Annotated in this window: 21 protein-coding genes and 1 riboswitch; of the genes, 9 read left to right on the plus strand and 12 right to left on the minus strand. The window is 42.3% G+C overall.

Going from position 1 to position 23202, the window contains the following annotated elements; all coding sequences use genetic code 11:
* Positions 1-89: 89 nt before the first annotated feature.
* Genes C8268_RS00510 through C8268_RS00525 form a run of 4 tightly spaced genes read right to left on the minus strand, consistent with a single transcriptional unit; the run spans position 90 to position 4808 of the window.
* A complete protein-coding gene (locus tag C8268_RS00510) occupies positions 90-671 on the minus strand; it encodes a hypothetical protein (RefSeq protein WP_106765858.1) in 582 nt (193 codons plus the stop codon).
* A gap of 49 nt (positions 672-720) precedes the next feature.
* Complete coding sequence (locus tag C8268_RS00515; protein ID WP_106765859.1) at positions 721-2238, minus strand: rhamnulokinase; 1518 nt, start codon at positions 2236-2238, stop codon at positions 721-723.
* Between the two features lie 27 nt (positions 2239-2265).
* Entirely contained in the window at positions 2266-2925 is a 660-nt protein-coding gene (locus tag C8268_RS00520; protein ID WP_106765860.1) for a class II aldolase/adducin family protein, read from the minus strand.
* A 29-nt stretch (positions 2926-2954) separates the two neighbouring features.
* Positions 2955-4808 (minus strand): L-fucose isomerase, encoded by a 1854-nt coding sequence (locus C8268_RS00525; protein ID WP_106765861.1) that lies wholly within the window; start codon positions 4806-4808, stop codon positions 2955-2957.
* 166 nt (positions 4809-4974) lie between these two features.
* On the opposite strand from C8268_RS00525, the gene C8268_RS00530 reads away from it, so the two are divergent.
* Entirely contained in the window at positions 4975-5835 is an 861-nt protein-coding gene (locus tag C8268_RS00530; protein WP_106765862.1) for an AraC family transcriptional regulator, read from the plus strand.
* Positions 5836-5945: 110 nt separating this feature from the next.
* On the opposite strand, the gene C8268_RS00535 is transcribed toward C8268_RS00530, so the two are convergent.
* The 4 genes from C8268_RS00535 to C8268_RS00550 all read right to left on the minus strand — a co-directional run bounded on the left by C8268_RS00535 (position 5946) and on the right by C8268_RS00550 (position 8508).
* Positions 5946-6326 carry a 2Fe-2S iron-sulfur cluster-binding protein gene (locus C8268_RS00535; RefSeq protein WP_106765863.1) on the minus strand — a complete coding sequence of 127 codons (381 nt, stop codon included), beginning with the start codon at positions 6324-6326 and terminating at the stop codon, positions 5946-5948.
* Between the two features lie 28 nt (positions 6327-6354).
* The gene (locus C8268_RS00540; protein ID WP_106765864.1) at positions 6355-7302 is read right to left on the minus strand and encodes a phosphotransferase family protein; all 948 of its coding nucleotides are present in this window, start codon (positions 7300-7302) and stop codon (positions 6355-6357) included.
* A 127-nt stretch (positions 7303-7429) separates the two neighbouring features.
* Complete coding sequence (locus C8268_RS00545; protein WP_106765865.1) at positions 7430-7906, minus strand: C40 family peptidase; 477 nt, start codon at positions 7904-7906, stop codon at positions 7430-7432.
* Positions 7907-7910: 4 nt separating this feature from the next.
* A riboswitch (cyclic di-AMP (ydaO/yuaA leader) is annotated at positions 7911-8043 on the minus strand.
* 135 nt (positions 8044-8178) lie between these two features.
* Complete coding sequence (locus tag C8268_RS00550) at positions 8179-8508, minus strand: four-helix bundle copper-binding protein (RefSeq protein WP_106765866.1); 330 nt, start codon at positions 8506-8508, stop codon at positions 8179-8181.
* 129 nt (positions 8509-8637) lie between these two features.
* Here C8268_RS00550 and C8268_RS00555 point away from each other — a divergent pair, with 129 nt between their 5' ends.
* Positions 8638-9711 (plus strand): Mrp/NBP35 family ATP-binding protein, encoded by a 1074-nt coding sequence (locus tag C8268_RS00555; protein WP_106765867.1) that lies wholly within the window; start codon positions 8638-8640, stop codon positions 9709-9711.
* A 94-nt stretch (positions 9712-9805) separates the two neighbouring features.
* On the opposite strand, the gene C8268_RS00560 is transcribed toward C8268_RS00555, so the two are convergent.
* Positions 9806-10045 (minus strand): indolepyruvate ferredoxin oxidoreductase subunit alpha, encoded by a 240-nt coding sequence (locus C8268_RS00560; RefSeq protein WP_106765868.1) that lies wholly within the window; start codon positions 10043-10045, stop codon positions 9806-9808.
* Positions 10046-10324: 279 nt separating this feature from the next.
* Here C8268_RS00560 and C8268_RS00565 point away from each other — a divergent pair, with 279 nt between their 5' ends.
* Entirely contained in the window at positions 10325-11179 is an 855-nt protein-coding gene (locus C8268_RS00565) for an SDR family oxidoreductase (RefSeq protein WP_106765869.1), read from the plus strand.
* A gap of 68 nt (positions 11180-11247) precedes the next feature.
* Here the strand turns inward: C8268_RS00565 and C8268_RS00570 are convergent, their stop codons facing one another.
* From C8268_RS00570 to C8268_RS00580, 3 genes are read right to left on the minus strand one after another with little or no spacing between them, the layout of a single operon-like run.
* Positions 11248-11985 (minus strand): LutC/YkgG family protein, encoded by a 738-nt coding sequence (locus tag C8268_RS00570; protein ID WP_106765870.1) that lies wholly within the window; start codon positions 11983-11985, stop codon positions 11248-11250.
* Positions 11982-13487: a LutB/LldF family L-lactate oxidation iron-sulfur protein gene (locus tag C8268_RS00575; RefSeq protein WP_420094260.1), complete on the minus strand. Its 1506-nt coding sequence runs from the start codon at positions 13485-13487 to the stop codon at positions 11982-11984. The genes C8268_RS00570 and C8268_RS00575 overlap by 4 nt, the downstream gene beginning before the upstream one ends.
* On the minus strand, positions 13480-14217 hold the full coding sequence (locus C8268_RS00580; protein ID WP_106765872.1) for a (Fe-S)-binding protein: 738 nt from the start codon (positions 14215-14217) through the stop codon (positions 13480-13482). The genes C8268_RS00575 and C8268_RS00580 overlap by 8 nt, the downstream gene beginning before the upstream one ends.
* 395 nt (positions 14218-14612) lie before the next feature.
* On the opposite strand from C8268_RS00580, the gene fdrA reads away from it, so the two are divergent.
* The 6 genes from fdrA to C8268_RS00610 all read left to right on the plus strand — a co-directional run bounded on the left by fdrA (position 14613) and on the right by C8268_RS00610 (position 23112).
* On the plus strand, positions 14613-16361 hold the full coding sequence (fdrA, locus tag C8268_RS00585) for an acyl-CoA synthetase FdrA (protein ID WP_106765873.1): 1749 nt from the start codon (positions 14613-14615) through the stop codon (positions 16359-16361).
* Between the two features lie 84 nt (positions 16362-16445).
* Positions 16446-17708 carry a YlbE family protein gene (locus C8268_RS00590; protein WP_106765874.1) on the plus strand — a complete coding sequence of 421 codons (1263 nt, stop codon included), beginning with the start codon at positions 16446-16448 and terminating at the stop codon, positions 17706-17708.
* Positions 17709-17833: 125 nt separating this feature from the next.
* Entirely contained in the window at positions 17834-18619 is a 786-nt protein-coding gene (locus tag C8268_RS00595; protein ID WP_234032631.1) for an oxamate carbamoyltransferase subunit AllH family protein, read from the plus strand.
* Positions 18620-18640: 21 nt separating this feature from the next.
* Positions 18641-19579, plus strand: a complete 939-nt coding sequence (gene arcC / locus C8268_RS00600; RefSeq protein ID WP_106765875.1) for a carbamate kinase — start codon at positions 18641-18643, stop codon at positions 19577-19579.
* Between the two features lie 205 nt (positions 19580-19784).
* Positions 19785-22424, plus strand: coding sequence for a sensor histidine kinase (locus C8268_RS00605; protein WP_106765876.1), 2640 nt, complete (start codon positions 19785-19787; stop codon positions 22422-22424).
* Positions 22396-23112 carry a response regulator transcription factor gene (locus C8268_RS00610; protein WP_106765877.1) on the plus strand — a complete coding sequence of 239 codons (717 nt, stop codon included), beginning with the start codon at positions 22396-22398 and terminating at the stop codon, positions 23110-23112. Before C8268_RS00605 ends, C8268_RS00610 begins: the two co-directional genes overlap by 29 nt.
* Positions 23113-23202 lie beyond the last annotated feature (90 nt).

The following is a 23202-nucleotide window of genomic DNA, read 5'->3' on the forward strand; positions in this document are numbered from 1 at the left end:
GGGGTCGTATCAGAGCTGGCTGGCGCAAAAGGAGCCGTCTCCAAAGGTCCAATGGACCTAAAGACAGCTCCTTTATCTTTCAATGCATATCAAGATTTTTTCATGCGGAAACTTTTCATGCCTGTTGCCACGGAGTTAATTCCTATGATTACGACAATAAAATAAATGAGTCCTTCCCTTGAACGATTCCAGATTGCGCTAACCGTCTGAAATTCCTCACTTCCTTCTGTGATGATTCCTGCCGCGATCAGCTCATTCATAAACTGAGGATTCCAAATCGATGAGTCTGTAAACATAATCAAAGTGAAAATCAAAGTCAGTATATTAAAAAGCAGATGCATCATAACGATTTGCTGTGTCCATTTTTTCGTCACTATTTTCATGCAATAATTAAAGATAGCTATCCCTGCCAGTACCCAAATAAACGGAATGTACTTTTGAAATACTTCTTCGTTAAACACAGGAACCACGGTAGCCTGTTCAGTGCTGAAAAGATGGACCCCTACCAAATTGAGCATATACGTGAACAAGACGAGAAATACAATTGAAAAAATAATACCTAGTATGGGCTCAATCGGTTTGATTATCGTCTTTTGGTGACCTAATAATACGAAAGAAACGCCATCAGCTTCCTCTTTAAAGGACACTCGGCGTTTCTCAAAAATGTTCAATCAAGTACTTCATACTTAAAAATAATCGCTGCAGCTCTACCCGTTCTTGTCATCGCTCCGGGAAAGCGTTTAAACCTCGGGTAATATCACAAAAGTTTCTGAAGGCGTTATTCCATTCATCTATACTTTGCGGTTCATACGATATGATCGGGAAGGATCTCTTCACCAGCTCTATTCCCTCTTCCCTGCTTTTCAGTGTACCGTTTGCCACAAATTGGACAAGCATATTGCCGATCGCACTAGCCTCAATCGGTCCTGCCCACACGGGCCGTCCCAAAGCATTCGCCGTAAATTGGCAAAGAAGTTCGTTCTGGATACCGCCGCCTACCATATGCAGCCCTTCATAATGATTGCCTGTCAGGGTCTCCATTCGCTCCACCACCTCACGGTATCTGAGGGAAAGGCTCTCCAAAATACAACGTACAACCTCTCCTTTGCTCCGAGGAAGCGGCTGCCCTGTTTCCCGGCAATAATTATGAATAGCAGATACCATATCCGCAGGATTCATGAAACGTAAGTCATCCGGATCAATAAAGCTGCGAAATGGCTGCGCCCCTTCAGCTAGGTGCACAAGATCACTGTATGAATAATGATCTCCTTCACGCTCCCACTGACGCTTGCACTCCTGCAATATCCATAGTCCCATAATATTTTTCAGCAGCTGAAAAGTCCCGTAAGCCCCGCCTTCATTTGAAAATCCATACTCCAGTACTTCCGGATGGATCAGCGGCTCAAACAGTTCTGTACCGAGAAGAGACCATGTTCCGCACACCAAATATGCAAAAGTTGAACTGTTCGCAGGCACCGCTACAACAGCCGATTCCGTATCGTGGGAAGCGACAGCGATCGCTTGAACAGGCGGAACATTCAGTTCCTGACATACCGACTCCTGAAGCTGCCCGATCATCGTTCCAGGCTCTACAGGATCGATAAACCAAGATGGATGAATCCCCAGTTCCTTCATAAGCTTCGTGTTCCACGTTCTTTCCTTAACATCATACAGCTGTGTTGTCGTGGCCATCGTAAATTCGCACACCTGCTGTCCCGTCAGAAAATAATGAATCAGATCCGGTGTCAGCAGCAGTTTGTCAGCGATGTCCAGCTTTGGAGAACCTGCCAACACCATGGCATGTAATTGATAGATGGTGTTAAACGGCATAAACTCCAGGCCGCTCTCCTCAAACAAACGCTGCCTGCCAACCAGTTCGCAAGTCTTCTCTACCATACCTACCGTTTGTGTATCCCGGTAATGATAAGGTATGCCTATAAGTTCACCATTTTTATCTAAAAGTCCAAAATCTACGCCCCACGTATCCACACCATAGCTTTTTGGCTTGTAACCGGATAGAAAGGCCTTTTGGATGCCGAGTTTCACTTCCTGAAAAAGTGTAGTAATGTTCCAATGCAAATGCTTGCCAATTTGGACCGGAGTATTGGGAAAACGGTGAATCTCCGAAATTTCAAGCCGTCCTGGCTGTCCATTTTCCTGCTGGATGATCTCCCCAATCAATGCCCGGCCGCTTCCTGCCCCCATATCAAATGCCAGTACGGTCGATGCATCACTCATCAAAAGTACCACCCCTTCAAGAAAAGATCACTTCATCTTCTGCAATAGTTGAATTCGATAATCCTCACTCTCAAGTGCTGCAATATCAGCCACTTCCTGATCACTTAGCAGCTTAGGGGTACCGGCTGCACGTGCGCTCAAATAAATTTTAGCGCTTTCTTCCACCACCTGGGTACGGTAATAAGCTTCCCTAAGATTTCGACCAGTCGTGACCAACCCGTGATTTTCAAGCAAAATCGTGCTCGCTTCATTCACTTTCTCAGCCACTGCATCAGCAAGCAAATCGGTTGTCGGAATAATATACGGAATATACGCCGTTCTGCCCACAAGGGCTGCCTGGTCAGGGAACATTATCGGAAGTTCCTGCTCAATCAGTGTAAAAGCTATACAATTCGATGGGTGGGTATGTATCATCGCTCCCATATCCGGCTTTGCCCGATAACCATATAAATGCATCAGAACTTCGGAAGAAGGCCGCAAACCGATATCTGTAATAGCTCCCGTTGGAATATCTACCTCAATCCATTGCTCCGGTTCGATCTCTTCCAAAGCGAAGCCGCTCGGAGATAAGTACATCTTATCTCCCGCTCTCGCACTGATATTTCCGCCTGGCCCAACAACTAAACCGTTGTCCACAATTTTACGGGCATATTTGCAAAGCTCGTTTCGTACATCCATGTTCTGCATAAAGCTATCTCCTTTTCATCAGTACCTGTTTACTTGTATAGTGGACCGAAATTTTGACATGCACGGAAATCCGCACTTTCCGCATGCTCTGTACCGAACAAGCCCCATGCTCTCGGTCGGAATATTCTGTCTGCAGGCACATTGTGCATATTAACTGGAATGCGAAGAATAGATGCAAGTGTAATCAAATCTGCACCGATATGCCCGTAGCTGATCACACCATGGTTTGCCCCCCAGTTATTCATCACTTCATATACGCTCGTAAATGCACCTGTCCCCGTCAGGTTTGGTGCAAACCAGGTCGTTGGCCAAGTTGGGTCTGTCCGCTGATCGAGTGTATCATGCACATGCTCTGGCAGTTCAACAGAGTATCCTTCTGCAATTTGCAGGACAGGACCAAGCCCTTTCACCAGATTAATCCGTGACATCGTCATAGGCATGCCGCCGCGTGTCAGATAGTCCGTCGAGAAGCCACCGCCTCTGAAATAACCCCGGGAAGCGGGTCGCCACTGAGTTGCTTTAAGCATTTTTTCAACTTCTTCGTCCGTAATTTCCCAGAAAGGCTTCATCACTGGCTTTCCGTCCTGCTCCTGCTCGCCTGTACCATCTAAAGTCGCGGAACCGGAGTTGATCAAATGAAGAATTCCTCCTTCCGCTTTTCCTCCCAATTTGTATCCCGTCACGCGTTCCACCGAAGCCGGACTCCAGTATGTTCTGACGTCAGCGAAAATCTGCGCTGTATTCGTTAACAAGTAACCGAACAGCATATTTACGCCGTTCAAACTGTCATTCTCCGTAGCAACAATGTATGGGGAACGTCTTCCGTTCCAGTCAAACGATGAATTCATCATCGTTTCCATGAAGTCGCCGTTTGGCGAGTGATCTGTCCATTGCCTTTGACCTTGGAAGCCAGAGGCAATAGCAGCATGGCCCTGAGCCTCTTCCTCATAGCCAAGCTCTGCCAGACGAGGATTACCGATCATCAGGTCACGCGTAATCAGCGTCATTTTAACGACCGTTTCCCATTCCAACTCTTTTCTCTCGCGGCTGCTCTGCATATGCTCCGGATTGTTATCCTCGCCTTCCTTGCAATTCGCCTTCACCCACTTGAGTGCCGCTTCGTACTCCTCCGGATCATAGATCCCTTCTTCCAAACGACGGGTGAACTCACTCATATCAACATACTCGTTACGCATACCCAAATACTCCTGGAAGAACGAGTCGTCCACAATTGAACCGCCAATCCCCATCGAGACCGATCCCATCGACAAATAAGATTTCCCGCGCAAATAAGCAGCGGCGAGTCCACTTCTTGCAAAACGCAGCAGCTTTTCCTTAACGTCCTCCGGGATAACCGTATCTCCTTCGTCCTGCACGTCTTCCCCATAAATACCGAACGCCGGAAGTCCTTTTTGCGCATGTGCGGCAAGCACCGCTGCCCTTTCNTAAATACCGAACGCCGGAAGTCCTTTTTGCGCATGTGCGGCAAGCACCGCTGCCAAATAAACCGCGCCAGGTCTGCCTGTTCCATTAAAGCCCCATACCGCTTTAGGAAGCTGGGGATCGGTGTCCATCGTCTCGGTACCGTAGCACCAGCAAGGAGTCACTGTAATCGTCAAACCTACTTCAGAATTTTTAAATTTCTTCGCTGCCGCTGCTGCTTCTGCAACGCCCCCGATACATGTGTCTGCAATGACACACTCCACCGGATCACCATTCGGATACCGCAAGTTTTCGGACAACAGATCGGCAACCGCCTTTGCCAAATTCATCGTCTGCTCTTCCAGAGATTCACGAACCCCTTTTCTTCTACCGTCTATCGTAGGCCGTATGCCAATTTTAGGAAAACCATCTCGCCATCTGTAATCGTTTTCAATCATCATTTATTTACCTCCCAGATATACTAAATATATAATCTGTACATTTTCATTGTATTGGCATTAAAAAAAGCTGTTAACCCACTATATTGTTGTTTCCTGATCACAAGACAGCAATAAGAGTGGACATATTATATAATGATTGTATTACTGGGTTTTGGAGGGACATTCATTGTCAAAAATCGAAATACCTTACAGCAAAAGTGATACATTTAACTTTAAACGCAAACCGGAGCTGCTTTATGCCGGGCAAGTGGTAGATGAGTCCTTTTTCTACGGGCCTCCACAAATTCATGATTACTGTGAGATCATTTACGTTGTAGAAGGGAGCGGAAGTTTTATCATCGGAGGTAAAACTTATAAAGTGCATCAAGGGGATGTAGCCATCTACAATCCAGGTGTTCCTCATGAAGAGCGCTCAACCGCCTCCAAACCATTCAAACTCATATATTGTGGCGTAGATAAGCTTCATATAGACGGAGTTCCCAAGGGAATGCTTCTTCCTCCGCATATCGATGCAGTCATTCCCAGTGAAAAATATGCTTATAAAGTGGAGAGCTATCTCTCTGAAATATTGCAGGAGTGCGACTCACAAATACTGGGCCATGAAACACTGATTACGAATCTTCTCATGTCTTTGATTACGGTCATCTACCGCATCGTGGATGCGGAGCATCAATTTCAAACGTTAAAAGGAAAAAATGAGATCGCCCTTCGCACCAAGCAGTTTATTGATAAAAACTATACGCAGAGCATCAGTCTAAAGGATATAGCCGACACCCTGTATGTAAGCCAGCACTATTTATCCCATCTATTCAAAAAAGAACTTGGCGACTCCCCCTTCAATTATCTTATATCCCGCAGGATTGAGGAGGCCAAGCGCCTTCTGGCAGATTCCGACAGACCCGTACATGAAATCGCCTCCCTTGTCGGTTACGGGAATGAAAAATATTTTTCCATGCTGTTCAAGAGAGTTACAGGACAAACGCCGAGCGCCTTCCGCTCCAATCATGCAGCAGACAAGCGACCATAAACAAAATAAAAACAGGAACCGCGAGAGCAAGTCTAATTCAGACCTTTCAAGCGGCTCCTGTGTTTTAAAACAACGACGAGGAGTTTCAGATATTAAAGTGATGGTAGTTATTAAAAATAAGGGGCATGCTTAATCGAGATGGTCCCTATTCTCTCCAGTTTGGACTGGCAGCCGAGACGGTAACCTTCATCGATCTCCTCCGGATCAAGACGCTTCTCCTCGGCTATGTTCGGAGCAGATAAGTACTCAATTCCTTCAGTAATATGACATCGGCACCGAGCGCATGTTCCCCTTTTGCAAAAAGAGTTCCAGTCCACTTCATTTTTCTCGGCCAAATCGAGTATCGTCATCCCTATAACAGGCGCAACGAAGCGCTGAACATGCCTGCCTTTCAGCTCTACAATTCGATCTTCCGTCTCAGCATGTGTATCATTTACGGGTATGGTGGAGCTTTCCGGAGCGTTTTTTTGTTTTCTCCAAAATTTGAACATCTCGATTCTCCTCCCTAAATGAGTTCATTTATGTACATTCATAATCAGCCTTCAGTTTACGATAAATTAACTCTTTAAATTCAGTTATATGGGCCATCTCCCCGACAGGTTTGCCTACATATTTCTCATATATATATTTAATAAAGTTGCCGCCAAAATCATGCAGAAGGGTTCCTGCAAATAACAGATCGATAAACTCACTGTAATTTACATTTCTACACTTCATAAACTCATGAACTCCTTCTTTATCATTTTGAAACAATTCAAATACAATTCCCGGATACTCATACTCTACAGGTGCAACCGTGCTATCAGCAAAATCGATAACATAAATTCGGCCTTCAGGGTCAATCAACACATTATCTCCCGTAAGATCGCCATGAACATACACACAATTACCGAGCTTATAATGATTTAAAAAGTCCTCAATCTGCTTCTTTACCTCCGGAGATACGACATTCCAGCGTTCATTACAAATTGATTTTTCAATGATCGCATCACAGCTTACCGCTTCGTTCGGAACCGTATTCAGCTTCACCATAACATCATGCAGCTCACCTATGAACTTACGCTTCTGCTCAAGTTTAAAACCAGGGAATACGGTTTCAGCGCTTTGACCTTCAATATAATCCATAATGATATATTTGAACTCGTATTTATCCACAATTTTGGATGCAGATACAATGTTTGGTGTGCGAACCCCTTGGTCAATCGCTCGCTGCATCGCTAATTGCTCAACTTTAAAATCTTGATCGGAATTCAACCCGGATGAAGTCGGTGCGAAAATTTTGATAACATAAGCACCTGCCTTAAAAACAGCGTTGGTTCCCGGCTTTAAATGAGATAATTGTTCCGATCCATTTAATTGCTCCCGTGCAAATATTTCATAAATCAAAGGCCTAAAAGCATCGATAGATTGATAAACAGCTCCCCAGCTGTCCCAATTATAGATTTCCCGTGAAAATAAATTCGACATAACGTCATCATCCCCGTTAACATTCCATAAAAAAGAATACAAGCCAAGTATACAATATAAAATTCAAACTTTCTTAAATTTCCAGCAAAAAACCCGCGAAACTTCGCGGGTTTAATTTCATCCAATACTAATTTAAAGTGCCTACCATTCGGGCATAGTTCTCCTCACTAACAACACGGCGGGCTGTCACATAACGATCCTTGTAATAAGGCTCTGACAGCTTGCTGATTCTAACCCCGCGGCTGGTGGAAGAATGAGCAAATTCATCATTTCCGATATAAATGCCTGCATGTGAAATACCGCGGCCGCTCGTATTAAAGAAAACCAGGTCCCCCATTTGAAGATCATCTCGATCTACATGATCACCTGCTTGGGCTTGAGCTGCTGAAGTTCGCGGTAAATCGATATTATATTCATCAAATATGTATAAAATAAATCCGGAACAATCAAATCCGTCTACAGTTGTTCCTCCCCATTTATAAGGAGTTCCTACCAACTGTGTCACTTCACTCTGAAGCTTGCTCTGGTCAGCATATGCAGTGATAGCGGCCCCAGAGGAAAAAATAAGTGCAGACCCTACTAAAGACAATATGAATTTCTTCAACGACACTTTCTCCCTTCGGTGCCTACGGAGTTAGCTAAGGGTTCGGTTGAAGGTCCCCTATATCCCCTTGATTTCAGGAATAATTCACCCGTTATCGGTTCCCCCGTTTTCAAAACGAAATTCGGCAAATATATTAAACTTTTGTAACTCTCTCATAGAGTAGTATACATTGAGACTATATGTCAATCGTATTCAGTGACAAAAATGTATTTTTTTGTGATAAGTAAAAAATCAGCCGGAGAAATCCGACTGATTTTAATGGGCCTATAAAATTAAGCTGCCATTTCCCGACAAGCTTCGGCGCATCTGAAGCATGCTTCAGCGCAACGCTGACAATGCTCATGATTATGCTTCTTGCACTCATTACCGCATTTTTCACAAATTTCAGCACAAGCCAGACAGATTTGTTTAACATAAGAGCTGTTGATCGACATCGCATGTGCAGCAAATGCGCACAGATCTGCACACTCCCGATCCAAACGGATACAATCTTTCATCATTTGAATATTCTCTTCTTCCAGGCAGGCTGTGTAGCAATGGTTACAGGCCTGCATGCAGCGCAGACATTCATCGATACATTTTTGCATTTGTTCATGTGACATCAAGATTTCTCCCTTCGGATTCAATTTCGCCTTTTTCAAGGCTATATATTATTAACCCGATTTTGTGTAGAATTTATGGAGAAAAGGAATTTTCCAATAAAAATTTTTAAATATATGAGGTGACTTCTTATGAATAGAGAAAATTTTGATAGGGAAATGATGAAGATGGTGGAGCCGAATTCAAATCTTCCTTTAATGGAGATCGGCTTAATTCGTGATATCATGCTAAAAGAAGAGAAAGCAGCAATGACTTTGATCGCCACGGAGCAGGAACAGGAGCAAGGCATCATTGAAACTCGTCAGCAACAGATTGAACAAATGCTTCGATCGTTAGGTATAACGGATATTCATTTCAGAATCAAAACGGTATCTGCTGAAGAGAAGCAGAATATCATTACTCGGGCGCAGGAAATGAAGCGATCCGCTTCCAGGCCTATTACTAAAGCAGCAGCACAGAACCCCTTCCCGATAAGCCCTTTAGTTAAACAAGGCGTTCGATTTATAGCAGTGGCTAGCGGGAAAGGCGGTGTCGGAAAATCAACGGTGACGCTCCATCTGGCCCGTTCGTTACAGAAAGCTGGAAAAAACGTAGGTATCATTGATGCAGACATTTACGGCTTCAGCATTCCAGACATGATGGGCATCTATGAGAAGCCAGAGCCGACCAACAATCGTCCGACACCTCTGAAAAAAGACGGTATTCAGGTGATATCCACCGGATTTTTTGTGAAGGACAACAATCCGGTTTTATGGCGGGGGCCGAGACTGGGCAGAATGCTGTCCAGCTTTCTAAATGACGTAAAGTGGGAGTCTCTGGACTATATGCTCATTGATCTTCCTCCCGGAACAGGCGATATCGCTTTAGCGGTTCATCAAATGATACCTGAATGCTTGGAAATCATTGTGACTACACCACAATCAACAGCTGCAGTCGTTGCAGAACGCGCTGGACTGATGGCGCTTCAGACCAATCACCGTATTCTTGGTGTTGTTGAGAACATGTCTTACTACGAGGATGATTCCGGAACCAAACATTATATTTTCGGTAAAGATGGCGGGAAAAAGCTGGCAGATCAGCTCAGAACATCACTGCTTGCCCGCATTCCAATCATTCCTGAGGATGGAGAATCAACCAAGTCAACTATTCTCAGCACCATTTACGATGAGCTCGCTCAACACATTATCCGATCCACATCAAATTGAATGGTATAATCTATAACAAAAAACACCCTTCCGATCGTGGCAAGCCGGATCATCATGTCCGCTATCCAAGGAAGGGTGTTTCTTTCGTGTACATTTAATTTTTATTATTGAAAAATTCCACAGCTTTGTCGTAGTATTGCTTCTCTTCTTCCGGTAAATCATCGATATAGAATACAGCTGCTACAGGGCAGGCTGCTTCGCAAGCACCGCAGGAAATACAAATATCGGGATCAATATAGAATTGATCTTCCCCCTCTTCAATGCAATCGACAGGACATACGTCGACACATTCTGCCGCTTTCTCATCTATACAGGCTGAGCCTATAACATACATGTGTTTACTCCCCTCTCTACTGTTCTAATCTAGCTTCCCCTTAATCATACAACATAACTAGGAATAATAGGAGAAAAAATTCTAGATTTTATACTTTGTAAACAAAAACCTATAATAATTATGTGGATCATTGATCATTTTGTCAATATGCCCGCTTCATAAAAACTGAGGATAAGATAAAACCGCTTTTTATAGCTATTCCATTTCAAGCATCGACATGTTACGCTGGGAATACAGGTATTTTTTTCTAATCAATCCGATCTGAAGGAGCGTGGAACTATGGGACCATTTGCTAAAGATTTGTTAAAAGACAAAGTCGTGCTTATCACAGGGGGAGCAACCGGACTCGGACGAGCCATGGGCGAAAAATTTCTGGAACTGGGTGCCAAGCTCGCCATTTGCGGCCGACGTGAAGATGTGCTAAAGACAGCTGCAAGCGAGATGAGCAGCTTCGGACATGAAGTCTATTACAAAAGCTGTGATGTTCGCGATCCCGCCCAAATTTATGAACTGGTTGACAGCGTGGAGAAACATTACGGTGGCATTGATGTACTCGTCAACAATGCAGCCGGGAATTTTATCAGCCCCACAGAACGTCTTTCACCAAGAGCAGTCGATGCCGTGCTGAACATCGTACTTCATGGCACGTTTTACACCACGCTGGAAGTCGGCAAACGATGGATTGAGAAAAAGACTTCCGGTACGATGCTGAATATTGTAACAACTTATGCCTCAACCGGATCAGGCTATGTGGTTCCTTCCGCAGCTGCGAAGGCCGGAGTGTTGGCATTAACCCGATCCCTTGCTGTTGAGTGGGCTCCTTATGGAATCCGACAAGTCGCCATCGCGCCCGGTCCGTTTCCTACGGAAGGCGCTTGGTCCAGACTATCTCCAACTCCCGATTTAGAACAAAAGATGATCAAACGTATTCCTCTTGCACGCGTTGGAGACCAGGAGGAACTCAGCAATCTCGCTGCTTATCTTATATCAGACTACGCCGGATACATAAACGGTGACGTGATTACGATCGATGGCGGTGAATGGCTTCAAGGTGCCGGCCAGTTTAATGATCTTTCCGAAGTCACAGACGATCAGTGGGACGAACTGGCTAAGATGACGCGGCGCGGTAAATAAAACGGCAGCCCCATTCATTTCTCTAATCGACGTTAGGGAGATGAATGGGGCTTTATTTTCAATAAAAGTTACAGATGATCCACAAGCAGAGCATATACAATACCTGGTCCATGAACCCCAATCGTCAGATCATTCTCAATATCCGCTGACCTGCTCGGTCCTGATATGAAGTGAATGCCTGCCGGCAAATTCTCACCTCCAGCCGCATCGAAATCGACAAGTATTTCTCCGAGCCGCGTCTTTAAACGCTCTGCTGGTATTATAGCCATCAGCACGGCTGGCAGCAGACTTACAACCCGGCCCGTATCCTTCGAGGATAGGACAACCATCGACCCTGTATAGGCAGCTGCATAATCTGCAAGAACGATTCCAATATCAGCTTCAGCCGCTTTAAAACGATAATCTGTTTCGCGAATATCATTCCAGACTGATATATCGATATCAGGCAGAGCATCTTCCAGGTCAAGCTGAGCCAGTATGTCCTGGTATTGCCGCAACATGGTGCTGGCTTTCAGTTCCCTCGCTGTTGCTACGATAAATCGCTTGGCCTCTTCCAGATCAGCAAGATGGACGACAGACCCGCCAGCCGCTTCAAAATGAACCTTGAACTGATGAATCCGCTGATCCAAGGGCCAGCTGAAATCATGCCAGAAATCTGGAGCCCCCCTATAGGGATGATCCGGCTTTTCCTTTACACGTGGTCTGTTCAGTTTGGCAGCGATGCCGTTTATAAACGACTCCTGCTTCTTTCTGGACTGAACTTCAAGCTGTGCGAGCCATTCTTGATCGCTTAGCTGTCTTGTCATATTTTCTTCCCACCCTCCTTCCGTTCGTTCAATATCTGCTTTAACCTGCTCTCCACTTCAGCGTCCATTTTATGGAGCCTTTGGCTCATTTCCTGTTCAAGAGTCGGCCATCTGTCCCGAAATGACTCCTTGGGCAGGCTTGGTGTCACACGGTAAGAGTTCCATCCCTTCAACGGGCCGATTTTAGTGCGAATTTCACCGTCACGCACTATCAGCTTTTGTCCAAGCTTTCCAAGCCGAATCGCTCTTCGGTACTTTCTGGAGCTCCCCATCACAGATGCAAAACCTTTCATCGCCGCACCTTCCGCTTTATTCCCGAGCCCGGCTTCGACCTTACGTCTGCGTAAATAAACCAGCATGTCATGCAGCGGAATTTTTACCGGACATGCCTCATAACAAGCTCCACAAAGGCTTGAAGCATTGGCTATGTCATCCCACTCTGCGACATTTTTCTTCAGAGCTGGTGTAAGAACAGCTCCTATCGGACCGCTGTAAGTGCCGCCGTAAGCATGACCCCCGATCTGTCTATAGACCGGGCAGGCATTCAGGCAAGCGCCACAACGGATGCAATGAAGCAGTTCCTGGAACTCCGGATCGCCAAGCTGTAAAGATCGCCCATTATCGATGATAATGACGTGCATCTCTTCCGGACCGTCGCCATCCTGCTCTCTTCGAGGTCCTGTAATGCCTGACATATAGACCGTCAGCTTCTGCCCGGTTGCCGAGCGAGGAAGCAGAGTAGCCATTACCTCAAGATCAGACCATGATGGAATGATGCGTTCCATGCCCATTAATGTAATTTGTGTTTTTGGTAGAGTTGTAACCATGCGGGCATTCCCTTCATTTTCGAACAGGACGATTGACCCTGTTTCAGCTATAGCAAAATTGCAGCCAGTCATCCCGATGTCCGCATCCAAAAATTTTTCTCTGAGCTTGTTCCTTACAAACCCAGCCAGTACCGATGTATCTGGCGGAAGTGTCTTTCCAGCCTCCTTGGACAACAGTTCAGCGATTTGATGACGGTTCTTATGAATCGCAGGGATAATAATATGAGAAGGGGCCTCGTCTGCCAGCTGAATAATGTATTCACCCAAATCAGTCTCGACCGCTTCAATCCCGATCGATTCCAGAGCCTTGTTCAGATGCAGCTCTTCGGAAACCATCGATTTGGATTTCACAACCGATTTGGCCCCCTTTCGCTCCGCAATCTGAAGCGAGAGCGTTACAGCTTCCTCAGCAGTATCGGCAAAATGAACATGTACTCCGTTTGCCCGGGCATTCTCAGCGAATACATTCAAGTAATAATCCAGATTCGTTATCGTATGCAGCCGGATCTGTCTTCCACGTTCGCGCCATGTATCCCAATGACCGTGATCAGCAGCAGCCTGCTGCTTTCCGCTGCGCAACCGCTCTGTCGTAAACTTGACTGCACTTCGAAGAAAATCATTGTTCAGAGCTAATCGTGACCGTTGTTTCACACTCATTTTATTTACTTCAGACATGCTCATTCACCTTCACTCCTTCATATAGAAGCTCGGCTATATGCATCACTCTAACCTTCTCCCCCCGATGGCGGAGATTTCCGGCAATATTCATTAAACAACCCATATCGAGACCGACAAGAACAGAGGCTTCGGTCTCCAAAACATGATCGGCCTTTTCCGTCACCATCGCTCCTGAAATATCCGCCATTTTGACGGCAAAAGTTCCGCCGAAGCCGCAGCAATCCTCTGACAATGGCAACGGTACAAGCTCAAGACCCCTTACCTGCTTCAAAAGCTTGAGCGGCTCGTTTTTCACCCCGAGCAGCCGGCTGCCATGACAAGATGGATGGTACGTCACTTTGCCAAAAAAGGCGGCGCTGAGATCGGTGACACCTAGAACATGAACGAGAAACTGAGTAAATTCATACGTTTTCTTTTGTAAATCCTCAGCTTTTTTCAAGTAAACGGGATCATCTGCAAACAAGTCCGGATAATGATGAACCATATAAGCACAGGAGCCCGACGGAGAAACGACAAAGTCGCTGTCTTCAAAGGCATCCAAAAGGGTCTTGGCACTCACCCGGGCTTCATCCCAATAGCCGCTGTTATAAGCAGGCTGGCCGCAGCAGGTCTGCACATCCGGAAACTCCAATTTGACACCATAGCGAGCAAACAGCCGTACCATCGCTTCAGATACCCGCGGAAATAATGCATCGCTTAAACATGTCACCATTAAAGATATCTTCATAATCTCCCCTCGCTTATTGTTATAATTTCCAACACTTTGTTAACGTTTACATATTTACTTTATGAAGAAGCCCCCTTAAAACCAGGGGGCGCAGTTAATGATGAGACAAATGTGCAGACATATCCCCAAATCATTATAACATTCATCACCTATGTCATAAAATTACTGCGCGCGCCTTCACATCTTCCTATGCCCTCATTTCATCGATATGAATTATAGATTTTTTTATGTTTTTGCAATGTAAACCCTTTCATTTTTATTCGAATGTAATACCTAGTTACCTATAATGTAAGCGAAGGTAGACATTCGACACTATTTTTTAGTTGAGACTATGATTTCAAAAAGGCTGATTTAGTCGCACATCGTCAAAAAATAAAAACCGAGGTGAATGAAAAGTGATTTTTACTATTATTAAAAAGAACTCTTATCAAGACTCTATCAACTTAATGTTATTAACGAATGCAATCTCTGCAACTGAAGGTATAAACAAAGCCCAAATAATGATGGGTACACCTGCGAATAAAGACATTTTCAAAGCAGCTGGGTTGTATACAGAGGAGTTAGAAGCAGCAGAATCCAATGATATGGCCATCGTGATCGATACAAATGATCAAAGCAAAGTCGATGAAGTGCTAGAGAAGGTTGAGCAATACTTAAATGACCAATCCATCAGTAATAAAGGACAAAACTATGAAACTGTCCGCACTTGGGATCGAGCAAAAAAAGCTTTACCGGATGCAACTCTCGCATTAATCTCTGTACCTGGGCAATATGCCGCTGAGGAAGCAGAAAAAGCATTAGACTTAGGTCTTCATACGTTCATTTTCAGTGATAATGTACCCATGGAAGATGAAGTCAGACTAAAGAAAAAAGCTCATGAAAAAGGCTTGCTTGTTATGGGTCCTGACTGTGGTACTGGAATGCTTGACGGAATTCCCATCGCATTTGCTAACGTCATTAAAAAAGGACGCATTGGAATCGTTGGTGCTTCCGGAACGGGTATTCAAGAAGTATCAGCCATTATTGACCGACTTGGAGAAGGAGTTAGCCATGCAATTGGTACAGGTGGCCGTGATCTGACAGAGCCCGTTGGTGCGATTACAATGATGGACGGAATTCGTGCACTAGAAAACCACGCACAAACAGAAGTTATTTGCGTAATTTCTAAACCGCCTGCCAAAGCAGTACGTAATGAAGTAGTTGATTTGCTTCAAAGTGTTTCTAAGCCGGTTGCAGCGATTTTCCTTGGTGAAAAGCCGACACACTACGAAGGTAATGTATACCAAGCTTATACATTAGAAGAAACTGCACGCATTGCTGTTGACTTAGCAAAGGGAAATGAAATTAAAGCAGATTATAACTCAGGTCATTATGAAGTAGATCATATGGCATTAAAGCCTGAGCAAAAAACAATTAAAGGACTATTCTCAGGTGGAACATTAGCTTCTGAAGCAGCCGTTTTAATATCTGATGCATTAGGACTTGGAACTGAAATTACAAACGAAGACGGTTATGTGTTTAAGAAGGACGGTCATGTAATCGTTGACCTTGGGGATGACAAATACACACAAGGTAAACCGCACCCAATGATTGACCCTGAAACAAGAGCCAGATTTATTGAAGAAGCTGGAGCAGACGAAAAAACAGCAGCGATCATCCTTGATTTCGTTCTTGGCTATGGATCGCATGATGATATGGCAAGCGCTCTCCTTCCATCCATCAAAAAAGCGGTTGCTCATGCTAAAAGTGAAGGTCGCACCCTTTCGGTCATTGCGTCCGTTTGTGGAACAGAAAACGATCCACAAGATTACCATGCCCAAAAAAAACTATTGACTGAAGCAGGAATTATCGTTAAGGACAGCAATAATGAAGCGGTTCGCACTGCTCTTGCTATCGTTGGACTAAAGGTTAACGATGTTGAAAAAACACATGTAGATGTACAAGCACCAGCTAAAACATTCGATTTAACAGTATCAAAAGAAATGGATGCTCTCGTAAATCAAAAGCCAAACGTTATCAATGTCGGTTTAAAGAGCTTTACTGATTCCATTACAGCCTATGGGGGTCGTGTCGTTCAATTGGACTGGAGACCGATAGCTGGTGGAAATGAGAAAATGAGAAAAATATTAAACCTTTTAAAATAAAAGCGGAAGCAATGGAGCTAAATCGTTCTCAACTTTCAAAAGCCAACACTTTCTTAGCCATCATAAAATATGAGGAGGATTCACATGAAATACAATACGATTGATGAAGCAAATAAAGCGGTAATTGACAAAATTTCCGGATCAGCACCCTTCCTTGTAGATGTAGTTCCCGCAAAAGACAAAATCAAAGAATTAAATGATGGGAAGGTACTCCTTCACGCAGGGCCACCTATTAAGTGGGAAGAAATGACGGGTCCAATGCAAGGATCATGTATCGGCGCAGCTTTATTTGAAGGCTGGGTTGAAACAGAAGAAGAAGCAGTTAAAATGCTCGAAAATGGCGAGGTCACATTCATCCCATGCCATCATGTAAACGCAGTTGGACCAATGGGTGGTATTACTTCGGCAAACATGCCGGTATTTGTCGTTGAAAACCGTTCAGAAGGAAATGAAGCTTACTGCATCATGAACGAAGGTATCGGGAAAGTGCTTCGTTTTGGTGCTTATTCCGAAGAAGTAATCAATCGCCTAAAATGGCAGAAAAACATATTAGGCCCAGCGCTTTCAAAAGCTTTAAAACTTACAGAAGATGGATTGAACCTAAACGTAATGATTGCAAAAGCGATTACAATGGGTGATGAATTCCACCAACGGAATATTGCAGCATCCCTTATCTTCCTTAAAGAAATTAGTCCGTATATTGTACAAGTGGATATGAAAGAAAACAATCTTAAAGATGTTATCCAATTTTTAGCGGATACAGACCAATTCTTCTTGAATATTGCTATGGCAGCAGGTAAAGCAGTACTCGATGGTGCGAGAAAAATTGAAGAAGGTACTGTCGTAACAGCTATGTGCCGTAACGGGAAAGACTTTGGTATTCGCATAAGTGGAATGGGTGATGAATGGTTTACAGCACCAGTTAACACCCCTCAAGGACTGTTCTTTACAGGCTATTCTCAAGATGATGCAAACCCAGACATCGGTGATAGTGCCATTACTGAAACATTTGGTCTAGGTGGAATGGCTATGATTGCCGCTCCAGGAGTTACTCGATTCGTTGGTGCTGGCGGCTTCAATGATGCGCTTTCTACAAGCAATGAAATGATGGAAATTTGTATCGATCAAAACAGTAACTTTACAATTCCAACTTGGGACTTCCAGGGTGCATGTCTCGGAATTGACGCACGCAAAGTCGTCGAAACAGGAATTGAGCCTGTCATTAACACTGGAATTGCTCATAAACATGCTGGTGTTGGACAAGTTGGTGCTGGAACCGTTCGTGCGCCAAAGGAATGTTTCGAAAAAGCACTAGAGGCCTATGCAACAAAGCTAGGGCTAATCTAAAGAGTCCAATGTTACTCAATAAAACATTTATGGTAGAGGAATACGAGCGAAATATTCCTCTATTCCTTATCAATAACAAAATGGGGAAAGTGCATAGCGTTTTTAAAAATGGGATGAACATCCAAATGGGAGGACGCATATTTTTTATCGGTACAACAAAAAATGGCCTTCTTCCATTTGGGATTCATCTTAAGGATGAAGCAGTACATTATCTTTTAAGTGCTATTCATCCCCCTTCTACAGTGATCTGGAATGATATAACGGAAGAATTTTTTTTTGAAAGCGCTCAAGTATATGTAAACCTTCATCGTGGGACCCCCTTTTCGAATAAAATCAATAAATGTAAAGGGCCCCCTTCTTCGCTTCATATAAAAGAGATGATCAAAGTATTAGCAGCTAATGGAGAAAGAACAGGATTAGACATTGATGTTGAGCAATTTAGTCTCGACTACTTAACTAAACAGAAGAATGAAATGAACAACGAAACAATAAGAGAAATTTATTGTTTAATGAATGCCATCCATTCTAATAATTGTACTGAAATAGAAAGGGTTATCCGTTACTTTTTAGGAAGAGGCAAAGGTTTAACACCTTCAGGAGATGATCATCTCGTTGGCTTATTAGCCATTCATACCCTTTTTAATAGTTTCAACCCTATTTTCATACAAACATTGCATAAAATTATTGAACATGAATCTGTAACAACAGATATCGGAAAAGAATATTTGCTCTATGCATTAAAGGGAGAATTCAGCTCGTCAATTGTAAATATATTAAATAGTTTGCCAGAAACAAGACATCCGCTAGTATTCATAAAACATCTTCAGCAATTGATAACAATGGGTCATAGCTCTGGTGTAGATACTGCATTCGGGATGTTGATCGGGCTGATGACATTAAAGAACCACTAATAAATATGGAGGAAATCATATATGTCTGAAAAAGTAGTTATTGCTTTAGGTGGAAACGCTATCTTACAATCAAAACAAGAAGCAACATATAAAAACCAATTGGAAAATGTACGTAAAAGTAGTGAAATTATTGCCCGTATTGTGAATAATGGTCATCGCGTGATCATTACACACGGAAATGGACCACAGGTCGGAAACATTTTACGTCAAAATGAAGAAGCAAAAGATGTTGTTCCTCCCCTCCCATTAGATGTATGTAGTGCTGAATCACAAGGATTTATTGGTTATATGATGGATCAAACATTGAAAAACGAATTGGGAAAGCTTGGCCTAAACAATTCTGTTGTTAGCATTTTGACACAAACAGAAGTTTCAAAGGATGATCCTGCTTTCCAAAACCCGACAAAACCAATTGGTAAGTTCTTCACAGAGGAAGAAGCAAAGAAATTAGCTGAGGAAAAGAACTGGGCTGTGATGGAAGATGCAGGTCGAGGCTGGAGACGTGTTGTGGCTTCACCAATGCCAAAATTTATTCATGGCTCAGAAGTTATTAAGAAATTAACAGACGATAACATCATTGTCATCGCTGCTGGTGGCGGAGGAATACCAGTTGTGAAAAACGAAGATGGAACATTCACTGGAATTGAGGCTGTTATTGACAAAGACCGCAGTGGATTTAGATTAGCCGAAGAAGTTAAAGCAGATGTCTTTATGATTTTAACAGACATACAAAATGTTTATGTTAACTACGGAAAACCAGATCAAAAAGCATTAACACATGTTAAACTAGATGAATTAGAGCAGTATGTGAAAGAAGGCCAGTTTGCAGCAGGTAGTATGGGACCAAAAGTGGAAGCTGTGATTAAATTTGCGGAGCAAGGAGGCAGAGCAATCATTTGCTCACTTGATCAAGCAGAGCTTGCTATGGAAGGGAAAGCAGGAACACAGATTACAAAATAAGATTTATATCAATTCATAATGGGACTTCCATTAGTAGGATTTCTATGCGTATATTCTTAATAAATGGTATCTATCCATGCTTAGTTTACTATTCAAACATGGGTAGATACCTTTTTAAACTTATATGGCTTTTTCAATAATTTTGAATAATTTCAATAATTCTAATCATAATTAAGGATAAAGCCCATCAGTCAGGAGGGCGAAAATGAGAAAGTCTCGTTCCTTAAAAAAAGAACTTATATATTCCTTCTTATCGATCACATTTATTTCAATTGCTTTTCTTGGCGTTTTTCAAATTTATCAAGTATCCTCTTTAATTAAAGAAAATCAAAGGTATCAAGCACAAACAACGAAATATCTTTCAGATTACATCGACAACTATACTGTTGACCATAAAAAAGCTATCCAAACAGAAGCCATGCATATTAAAGAAGCGTTTCAAAATCGTGATCATCATGCCATTAAACAACAGCTTAGAAATATAAAATTGAATTATCCTGGCTTTGTTAACTTATATGTTGGGGATAGCAATGGACAATCGATTGTATTTTACCCGGAAGTGTATACAGATGGAGCACAAAGAGAAAATCTTAATTTCAGTGACCGCTTCTACTACAAGGAAGTAGTGAAGACGAAATCAACAGTCATATCCCCTGTTTATCATGGAAGAGGCGGTACAGATGTTTTATTAGTAGCGATCGTTTCCCCCATTCTGAATGACGAAGGAAAAATGATTGGATATGTCCTAGGTGCGCTAGATTTAAATGCTTTAGGTGAGCATATAAAAAATCGAAGCTTCGGGGAAGAAGGATATGCGGTTGTCATTGATCAAGAAAAGAATGTTATTGTTCATCCATATGTAGACACAAGAAGAGAACTCGTAAACCTCTCTAATTCAAAGATCGTTCAATATATTGAAAAACAGCAAGATAACGCAGGCAGCGGCTATTTTGAGTTAGAGAATCCAAGAGAGGATGTATATTTAACCTACGAAAAAATCAGCTCACTAGATTGGACGATCTGGGTTACGAAACCTTCCGATGCCATCACCAATACGTATAAAAAAACCATTTTTACTGTCCTAATCTTTCTTTTAGTTACTGCCATAGTTATGGTCGGTATAAGCCTTTTCTTAACAAACCGACTTGAAAAAACGCTCCGATTTTTGCTCGATTATATTAAAGATTATACAAACGGCATTAAACAAAAAAAATCAACAATTAAAAGAAGACATGGTCTACAAGAAACTGAAGAGTTATTTTACTATTTCAATAATATGATTGATGAAGTGGAGAAAAATAGAAAGGATTTAATCAATCTGAATAAAGAGCTTGAAGGTAGAGTTCAGGAAAGAACCGCTAATTTAAGAAATAAAAATTCAGAGCTTAAAGCCGTAAATAAATTGATCACCTCTGTTTCCTCAAATAAAGACTTAGCTCATTTTATTCAGCATTGCTTAAGAAAAATTGAACCATTAATAGATTATTCTATTCATGTGTTCTTTCAAGATTTAGCGGTTACGAACAAAACGATTCATACCAATCAAAATTTACCAGAATATCTTAAAGAAAATATGGTTGGAGAGCAACAATATATGGAGCCTATTCAAATTGAAAAAGATCATAAAGGTTTTTTAATTGTTGATCTTACTTGTGAACAACCGGTTACGAAAAGTGATCAGGAATTTCTTCATACATTTGCAGGATCATTAGCTATCATGCTACAAAATAAATTTTTCTTCGATCAAATTCGAAACAAGCATGCCATACTGCAAGCCGTTTTAGAAAGTATGTCAGAAGGTTTAATGCTCGTTAACAATCAAAAAGAGGTTGATTATGTAAATGAATTCTTCCTAAATGTAGTTGCAAATGGAGCAAAGCATGAGTTAGTTAAACTAGACGATGTATATAAGCAATTTGTTACATTATTTGATGTTGATAATGAAGAATTGTCAGACTTTTTCTCTAACAAAAAAGGTGAACTTAAATTAGAGTACAAGCCAAGATCAAAGAAACCAAAGTATTATGTCCTTCACAAGTTTTCGGTTTTATTAGACGATTATACGATTGGAGAAGGCTTGCTATTACATGATATTACAAAGGAAGAGGAAATTGATACATTAAAAAATAACTTGATTTCTCTTGCGTCCCATGAATTTAAAACGCCGATAACGAATATTAAAGGCAGTGTTGAAACATTGTTACGCCAAGAAGTAGAATGGGAGCCAGAATTTCAACAGGAGCTTTTAGAAGGAATACATGAAGATATTGATAGAATTCTACATTTGGTGAACGACTGGATGGATATATCGAAGATCGATTCAGGAACGATGTACGTAGAACGTAATATTACCCGGGCGGATCAAATTATTAAAAAATCGATGGAACAAATCCCTTTATCATTACGAGAAAATGCGGTTTTTCGTTTTCATAACCATCTTCATGAAGATTTCACTTTTTATGCTGATAAAATCCGTGTTCAGCAGGTGCTCATTAATTTATTTACGAATGCCCTTCGCTATAATGATGCAAGCATAAAGAAAATTGATGTGACGCTAGATATGGTGAGGGATTATGTGACGATAACGGTTTCAGATAACGGGATTGGTATCTCAAAAGACCATATATCGAAAATTTTCAACCGTTTTTACCAGGTGGATGTTACTGCCACGAGAAGGACAGGTGGAACTGGATTAGGACTAGCCATATGCATTGGGATTATGGAAGCACATGAGGGGAAAATAGAAGTGATTAGTGAGCCTGGTAAAGGCAGTTCATTTATCCTCTATTTCCCTAAAAAAGAAGGAGAGCGTAAAGATGAAAACTCAAAAGATTTGTATCGTTGATGATGAACCGAAGATTTTACGCTTTGTTTCAGCTAACTTAAAATCTGTCGGTTATGAAGTAACAACTGTCAGCTCTGGGGAAGAGCTTTTTGAGAAGTTTGATCTTGTCTTGCCTGACTTAATTTTGCTCGATATTATGATGCCTGGCCAGGATGGTTTTTGTGTATTAGAAAAGCTTCGCAAGTTCTCAAATGTACCCGTTATTATGCTTACTGCTAGAAGTAATCCAAAGGATAAAGTGCAAGGATTAAATGTTGGTGCGGATGATTATTTAACAAAACCTTTTTCATTAGACGAACTTTTCGCAAGAGTAAATGCGGTCTTGAGAAGAAGTCAATCAAGCTTAACGGATCCTCAAAAGACAAATACATCTGTTATTCGCACTGGTGAACTAACGATTGATCTCGGCAGTAAGCGGTGCTGGATTAATGACAATGAATTTAAGCTTACACAAACTGAGTATTCCGTGATGGAAATTTTAGCGCTTAATTTAGATAAAGTCGTTCAGCACGAATCATTATTATCAGAAGTTTGGGGACCACAATACCGGGACGATATTGAATACTTACGCGTTGGCATTGCTAGAATTCGCCGAAAAATTAAAGAGGCCTTACAAAAAAATAAAGTAGAATACATTGTAACTTATCCGGGTCTTGGATATATGCTGAAAAGTATTCCGAAAGAATAAGTTGTTTTGTTTCTCCTGTACCTGCTCATAAGCAGTACAGGATTTTTTTTATGCTTTTTTTATCTTTTCGCAATGTAAACCCTTTCATTT

The sequence above is a fragment of the Paenibacillus faecalis genome, from assembly GCF_900289175.1.
Taxonomy (GTDB): domain Bacteria; phylum Bacillota; class Bacilli; order Paenibacillales; family Paenibacillaceae; genus Paenibacillus_AQ; species Paenibacillus_AQ faecalis.

Coding starts and splice junctions, on each gene's coding strand:
- C8268_RS00560 (WP_106765868.1), bottom strand. CDS start 10,045: ATGTATGTTATAGGCTCAGCCTGTATAGATGAGAAAGCGGCAGAATGT.
- C8268_RS00550 (WP_106765866.1), bottom strand. CDS start 8,508: ATGTCACATGAACAAATGCAAAAATGTATCGATGAATGTCTGCGCTGC.
- C8268_RS00595 (WP_234032631.1), top strand. CDS start 17,834: ATGGGAGGACGCATATTTTTTATCGGTACAACAAAAAATGGCCTTCTT.
- C8268_RS00565 (WP_106765869.1), top strand. CDS start 10,325: ATGGGACCATTTGCTAAAGATTTGTTAAAAGACAAAGTCGTGCTTATC.
- C8268_RS00555 (WP_106765867.1), top strand. CDS start 8,638: ATGAATAGAGAAAATTTTGATAGGGAAATGATGAAGATGGTGGAGCCG.
- C8268_RS00575 (WP_420094260.1), bottom strand. CDS start 13,487: ATGTCTGAAGTAAATAAAATGAGTGTGAAACAACGGTCACGATTAGCT.
- C8268_RS00535 (WP_106765863.1), bottom strand. CDS start 6,326: ATGTTCAAATTTTGGAGAAAACAAAAAAACGCTCCGGAAAGCTCCACC.
- C8268_RS00580 (WP_106765872.1), bottom strand. CDS start 14,217: ATGAAGATATCTTTAATGGTGACATGTTTAAGCGATGCATTATTTCCG.
- C8268_RS00610 (WP_106765877.1), top strand. CDS start 22,396: ATGAAAACTCAAAAGATTTGTATCGTTGATGATGAACCGAAGATTTTA.
- C8268_RS00540 (WP_106765864.1), bottom strand. CDS start 7,302: ATGTCGAATTTATTTTCACGGGAAATCTATAATTGGGACAGCTGGGGA.
- C8268_RS00570 (WP_106765870.1), bottom strand. CDS start 11,985: ATGACAAGACAGCTAAGCGATCAAGAATGGCTCGCACAGCTTGAAGTT.
- C8268_RS00520 (WP_106765860.1), bottom strand. CDS start 2,925: ATGCAGAACATGGATGTACGAAACGAGCTTTGCAAATATGCCCGTAAA.
- arcC (WP_106765875.1), top strand. CDS start 18,641: ATGTCTGAAAAAGTAGTTATTGCTTTAGGTGGAAACGCTATCTTACAA.
- C8268_RS00590 (WP_106765874.1), top strand. CDS start 16,446: ATGAAATACAATACGATTGATGAAGCAAATAAAGCGGTAATTGACAAA.
- C8268_RS00605 (WP_106765876.1), top strand. CDS start 19,785: ATGAGAAAGTCTCGTTCCTTAAAAAAAGAACTTATATATTCCTTCTTA.
- C8268_RS00515 (WP_106765859.1), bottom strand. CDS start 2,238: ATGAGTGATGCATCGACCGTACTGGCATTTGATATGGGGGCAGGAAGC.